Genomic DNA, 5,365 nt, shown 5'->3' on the forward strand with positions numbered 1-5,365 from the left:
CCGTGCAGATCGCTGAAACCTGAAAGAAGATGGCCAGCGGCTGCCTCATAGAGGAAGATATCGATGCCGATCCCCTGATAGGAGGTCGAAAAATAGCGGTCGCCAGGGCGCGCGTCGAAGCCCAGACGCAGGCAGGGCTGTCGCCTTATTATGCCGGCAATGTCCGGTCGCGCGCTGCCGTCACAGAGGACTCCGATATCGACATCGCGATCATGTGTCAGGGGCGCCCCGCTTCTGACAAAGCCGAGCAGCGTGCCCGCTGCAAGGAAGGGTCTGGTGCCTGCTGTTTCGAGCAGCTGTATCATGTCCTGCGCGGCGACGGCGGCACGCCGGGTGTCGAATCCATATCCGTCTGGTGCAGCTGAGAGGGCAGGCGTGGCCGCATGATAGGCCTTGCAATAGTAACGGAACGCGATCTCAAATTCGGTCCGGCGATAATGCGCTCTGGCCATCAGTATCTGGGCTGAAGGGGCGACCTCTGTCTTCCTGATTAGTCCCGAAAGGACCAAGAGCGCCGTCTCATATTCACCCCTGTCGATCAGAAGGTTTGCAAAGCGCAGTGTGACCGGGTGCGGCGCATCCCGTTTGGATGCGGCATGTGCCAGCGCGTCGCGCAAGGAGCTGAGCGCGCCGATCCGCTCGTCTTCGCTGGGGCTGATTTCAGCGATCGATTGCCAGGCTTTCCAGTATGAGGGGTCGCAGCTTGTGGTCTTGCGGAAGGCATGAAGCGCCTTTTCGGGTTTGCCGCTCAAGGCGAGGGAGAGACCGAGGCCGTGCACGAAACGTGGCTCGCCCGGCCGCTTGTTCAGAAGCGTACTGAAGATCCTGCCGGCCTCTTCGGGCGTGCCTGCACGCAGTTTTTGGGCTGCCGACTGATAGGCGTTCCTCAACGCGGAAGGCTCGACTGCTGGTCCGGCCATGGCCTGTCTCCTTTCGCCAGCGCCTGCACGAGAGCACGAACCGGGAGCAAGAAACATACATGAATCTAAAGTAGAAAATTTGTCAAGTTTTTTGGAGGTATCGCAACCTGCGAAATCGATCCGATTGAGTGTGAGCTCAGAGGCTCTTGGCTGGGTGATGCACCGCCGGTGCCCAAGAAACTCAAAAGCCGGTTTTCAAAATTGGTGTAGCTGGATGAGACGGCAGCCGATCCCTTCGGCCGCAGGTGAGCCTCTCAGTCCGACAAGGGCACATTGAACAGGTTGGCACGTGCCCTTTCTGTCTTGTCAGGATCGATATCATTGGGATGAATAAATTGCTCCCGCATCCAGGGCGACTCCAGCGGATCGAAGGCCGATTTCAGCCAGTCGATCACGATCCGCCCTTCCGACAGCCTGCGAAGCCTCTCTGTATAGGTCAGCCAGAACTGTATGGGGGCGACTTCCGGCAATGCGAGCGGGACCAGCCTCTCATCCACGAGATGCGCATAGGACGGAAAGACGGCGATGCCGCCGCCATTGGCGCAGACCTCGCGCATGACCGCGCCTGAATTAGTGAGGAGAGCCACGTCCAGCACTTTTCTGAACTGGTCGGATTTCTGCATCCACCGCTCGATCTGGTGCTTATAGTTCGTGTTGAGGATCACACGATGTTGCGCCAGATCGAAAAGAGAGGCCGGTTCGCCATAGGTCTTCAGATAGGCCGCAGATGAATAGAACATGTAGTGAATAACCCCCAGGCGGGCCGCAATAAGGCCGTTCTGCCTGGGTCTCGTATACTGAATGGCGATGTCGGCTTCGCCATCGACAAGGTTAGCAAGTTCGTCGGTCACCTTGATGGTCAGCTGGATTTTCGGGTGAGCGAGATGGAAGGCAGGAAGCCTCGGGCCGATCCAGTGCGCGCCCAGACCATCTCCACATTGCAGGGTCACCGGACCTTCGGGAACATTGTCTGTATCCGAAATCTCATTGCTGATCGCTGTGGCCGCATCGGACATGGCCAGCGCATACTGATAGGTTTTCTTGCCCGCCTCGGTAAGCTCAACGCCGCGCGTCGAACGCTTGAAGAGCTGGGCATTCAGAGACTGTTCGAGGTCATCGATCTTCCGGCTGACTGTCGGGGTCGACTCCCCCACCCGGGCAGCTGCCGCAGACATGCTGCCGAGTTCTGCAACAGCGCAGAAGACGCGCAGCTTGTCCCAGTCAAATCGGATCGTCGTCATCTGCGCGGGTCCTTTCTGCATTTCTGCAAGGCGGGTTTCCGGCATTTGCCGAAGCGCGCGCTGCCAACTTCTGAGACGGTTAAATCACTGAACTGCGATGGAGGCCAGATTGAGCGGAAGACCGGAGAACCAAGCCCTGCACCACGCACATCCGGGCGGCATGGCGATCCACCACGAATCTTTTGTGACTGGCATGGCCGCGTTCGGGCTGAGGTGCGCCTCTTGCGAAGAGGTCGGTGCAGGCGTCGGCATCGCCGAAGAACTGGTCGGGCAGGGCATGGTCTCTGCCGACAGGATCTGGATGGCCCAGAAGACCACGGGGTGTGCGGCCTGGGTATTTGGAGATCCGGTCGAAGGTGTCCTGCTGCTCGTACCGCTGAGCGAGACTGGTGAAAGGGCCGTGCGCGAGGGCCGATTTGATCCGGGTGCAGGCGTAATTGACCATTACTGCCGCCGCGGCGACCCGTGCTTCGGGGTGTATATCGGTGTCTATGCAGGCAGGACCCGGCAAGCGCGCGGCGCGCTCATGCGAGCCTGTGCGGCCTGCCGTGTCTCGGTGTTCGGGCAGGTGCCCTGTTTTGCGCGGGCGGCAACTGAGGATGGGGCAAGGTCCATGGCGACTCTCGGCTTTGCCCCTGCAGGCTTCGGAACACGAGATCTCTGGGTTCAGGAAGCCATTGCCGGATCAGGCAGGATGGTCGCGTGATGCGCTTTCCGGAGATTGGCATCGGTATACTTCGAAACCCGCCGTCGCGGGCAGACTTTGGAGCTTTCGAGACACGCATTGTCAGCGATCCCGGGGATTTTCAGAAGATCGCGTGTATCCGGGCGGTCGCGTTCATGGGGGAGCAGGCGTGTCCCTATGAAGAAGAATTTGACGGAAACGACTATACGTCCACACATCTGATCGTGTTGCGGCATCACGAGCCGGTTGCGACCCTCCGGCTGAGATGGTTTGCAGGGTTTGGAAAAGTGGAGCGGGTCTGCGTGATCCCTCGCTTCAGGGGGACGCCTGCGGTCAAGATTCTCATCGCCCACGCCTTTGAACTTGCCGCGCGCAAGGGATATCGCCGCATGATCGCGCAGATCCAGTCCCGACTGACAGACCTCTGGTGGAACACCGCCCATTGCCGTCTGGTGAAGGACCGGCCTGCTTTCTTTTTCTCCGACTATGAATATCGCGAGATCGAGCTGACGGTGCCGGTCCACCCGCACGCGATCCATCATCTCTCCGACCCCTATCTTCTGATCCGGCCGGAGGGCGACTGGGACCGCAAAGGCGTGCTCGAACGCTCGCAGATGCGCAGGCATGCCGGTGAAGACGAGGCCGCTTGAGCGCACGTGCACTCATCATTCATGTATTTCCCGACTATCCAGCGGGCGCGCTTGCAGTACCCGCACCGGTTCGCATGGCCTGGAGCCAGCGTGTGGAGATGGCACGCCGATCATCGGACACACTCATACATGTGACGCCAAGCTGGCCATTGCATCATTCGCCAGGAACGGGTCTCAGGGTGATGTCGATTGAACCGGTCTTCTGGAATCCGGTCGATACCGCCTTCGATTGCGCAGGTCTCACCATAGAGATCGATATCCGCTCTTATGCATCGGTCGAACTGCTTGGTATCTGCCCGGATAAGTTTTCCTCAGATACCAGCATGATGATCGCGAGGCGGCGGCCTGGCCTGCCTTTTGTGCGCAATACAGTTCATATGGATGACAGGGCCTGGCGCCGCGGGCTGGCAATTTTCTAGGCCGCGACTGAGATGGGGCTGCGGGACTCTGGGTGCCGCTCTAGGTCGCGGCGTCCGCGCGCGACCAAGCCCGGAAAGTGCAACGTGACTGCGGACACTGGGGCCCGCAGTCCATCGGTCATTTTGTTCCTGACTTGCCCGATGCAGCAGCCAGCGACAAGAGCATGTCCGGTTCGCCCTGGTCATGCTCGGCTCTCAGATAGGCCGCGCCCGGACGTGTGTCGAGAACGATCCAGACCGGTGCGCCATCATAGATCATCCAGTATCGACATACACCATGATGCATGTTCATGATGGCCTCTATTATTGTGTGATTGAAGTCTGCCCCGCCAAGACGGCTGATGCGTCTGTACCTGTCGGCTTCATCGCGTTCTACCCAAGTTACCTGTCTTGCTTTCATCTTTTCGTTTCCCTTCTTGCACGTCGTGCCGACGAGAGTCCTGTCGCCAGGTCAATTTTTGCCGGGCTTCGAACCCTTATTGACCGCCGGCAGCCCCATCGGCTGGTTGGTTGATTGAGCAGGCAGCGTGTTACTGCCTGCTCTCGCGCAGGTAGAGTTCCATTGTCTTGTGCTGTCGATAGTACAGGTAGAGCCATTCACAGGAATTATAACGTTCGAGTGGCCCCGCGATCGCTTCGTCAGGCGAGCATTCTGTACTTGCCTTGGGCTAAAGTTCTCCGGCCACAAAATTGGAAACAGGCATCTGCACGGCCACAAAGAATCCCTTCAAAGTGGCTATCATGAAATCAGTCATCCTCGCATTCGCCGTCGGCACCTGTTCGCTGGCGTCACCCGGCACATCAGATACCGTCAACTCCATCTATTGGTCTGACGGAGACAGTGGCCGGATCGACGGGACCGACTTTCGCCTGGCCGATGTCGACGCGCCCGAAACAGGCGGTGTGGGCGCTGCGATTGGCGGTGCTGAATGCGAGCGCGAGCGCGAACAGGGCTTCGAGGCCAAGGCATTCATGGTCGAGCTCACGAAGGGCGCTGACCTTGAAGTGACCAACAAGCAAGCGCCTGACCGCTATGGCCGGATCGTGCTCAGCCTGTCAGCCGGCGGCAGGGATGTTGCCGCCGCAGGCCTCGACGCCGGCATGCTCAGGCCGTGGCCCCATCGTGGGGGCCGCGCGCTGACCGACAAACCGGACTGGTGCGCGTGAGCCTGTCATGAAGTTTCCCACCGACAACGATCAGAACGATCGACCCGCCAAAATGGACGGGACTGAATTCCCTGAAGGTGGCTGGGGCGCCTTCGCCGGCAGGCTTGTCGGCATCCTCAGTTTCCTTGCCATCATGGTCATGGGTTTTCTGGCCATGACGGGTCTCTGGCGGTTGTTCTAGGCGCCACCCGGCATCAGGCCTTGATCTGGCGATCACCTCGCGCACTGCGCGAGCGCTGCTTCGCTGGCGGACTCCGCCAGCGGCCCGGCTCGTCTCCGGACC

Annotated in this window: 7 protein-coding genes and 1 pseudogene; 5 read left to right on the top strand and 3 right to left on the bottom strand. The window is 59.6% G+C overall.

The genetic code is table 11. The annotated features are described in order from the left end of the window. Together WA989_RS09560 and WA989_RS09565 are read right to left on the bottom strand one after the other, a co-directional pair. Positions 1-920 (bottom strand): annotated as a pseudogene (locus tag WA989_RS09560) (hypothetical protein); the annotation flags it as partial. 254 nt (positions 921-1,174) lie between these two features. Beyond that, entirely contained in the window at positions 1,175-2,161 is a 987-nt protein-coding gene (locus tag WA989_RS09565) for a LysR family transcriptional regulator (RefSeq protein WP_424340272.1), read from the bottom strand. A 109-nt stretch (positions 2,162-2,270) separates the two neighbouring features. Here WA989_RS09565 and WA989_RS09570 point away from each other — a divergent pair, with 109 nt between their 5' ends. The 3 genes from WA989_RS09570 to WA989_RS09580 are packed head-to-tail and all read left to right on the top strand — an operon-like array spanning position 2,271 to position 3,915. Beyond that, on the top strand, positions 2,271-2,867 hold the full coding sequence (locus WA989_RS09570) for a hypothetical protein (protein WP_424340273.1): 597 nt from the start codon (positions 2,271-2,273) through the stop codon (positions 2,865-2,867). Next, positions 2,867-3,496, top strand: coding sequence for a GNAT family N-acetyltransferase (locus WA989_RS09575; protein ID WP_424340278.1), 630 nt, complete (start codon positions 2,867-2,869; stop codon positions 3,494-3,496). Before WA989_RS09570 ends, WA989_RS09575 begins: the two co-directional genes overlap by 1 nt. Beyond that, positions 3,493-3,915, top strand: coding sequence for a hypothetical protein (locus WA989_RS09580; RefSeq protein WP_424340274.1), 423 nt, complete (start codon positions 3,493-3,495; stop codon positions 3,913-3,915). Before WA989_RS09575 ends, WA989_RS09580 begins: the two co-directional genes overlap by 4 nt. A gap of 118 nt (positions 3,916-4,033) precedes the next feature. On the opposite strand, the gene WA989_RS09585 is transcribed toward WA989_RS09580, so the two are convergent. Further along, a complete protein-coding gene (locus WA989_RS09585; RefSeq protein ID WP_424340275.1) occupies positions 4,034-4,315 on the bottom strand; it encodes a hypothetical protein in 282 nt (93 codons plus the stop codon). Between the two features lie 341 nt (positions 4,316-4,656). On the opposite strand from WA989_RS09585, the gene WA989_RS09590 reads away from it, so the two are divergent. Next, positions 4,657-5,082: a thermonuclease family protein gene (locus tag WA989_RS09590; RefSeq protein ID WP_424340276.1), complete on the top strand. Its 426-nt coding sequence runs from the start codon at positions 4,657-4,659 to the stop codon at positions 5,080-5,082. Between the two features lie 7 nt (positions 5,083-5,089). Beyond that, on the top strand, positions 5,090-5,263 hold the full coding sequence (locus WA989_RS09595) for a hypothetical protein (RefSeq protein ID WP_424340277.1): 174 nt from the start codon (positions 5,090-5,092) through the stop codon (positions 5,261-5,263). Positions 5,264-5,365: the final 102 nt, after the last annotated feature.

It is taken from the genome of Henriciella sp. (assembly GCF_049649345.1).
Taxonomy (GTDB): domain Bacteria; phylum Pseudomonadota; class Alphaproteobacteria; order Caulobacterales; family Hyphomonadaceae; genus Henriciella.

Excerpts from the sequence above, each read along its gene's own strand:
- WA989_RS09565 (WP_424340272.1), bottom strand. The coding sequence starts at position 2,161 with ATGACGACGATCCGATTTGACTGGGACAAGCTGCGCGTCTTCTGCGCT.
- WA989_RS09575 (WP_424340278.1), top strand. The coding sequence starts at position 2,867 with ATGCGCTTTCCGGAGATTGGCATCGGTATACTTCGAAACCCGCCGTCG.
- WA989_RS09585 (WP_424340275.1), bottom strand. The coding sequence starts at position 4,315 with ATGAAAGCAAGACAGGTAACTTGGGTAGAACGCGATGAAGCCGACAGG.
- WA989_RS09590 (WP_424340276.1), top strand. The coding sequence starts at position 4,657 with ATGAAATCAGTCATCCTCGCATTCGCCGTCGGCACCTGTTCGCTGGCG.
- WA989_RS09595 (WP_424340277.1), top strand. The coding sequence starts at position 5,090 with ATGAAGTTTCCCACCGACAACGATCAGAACGATCGACCCGCCAAAATG.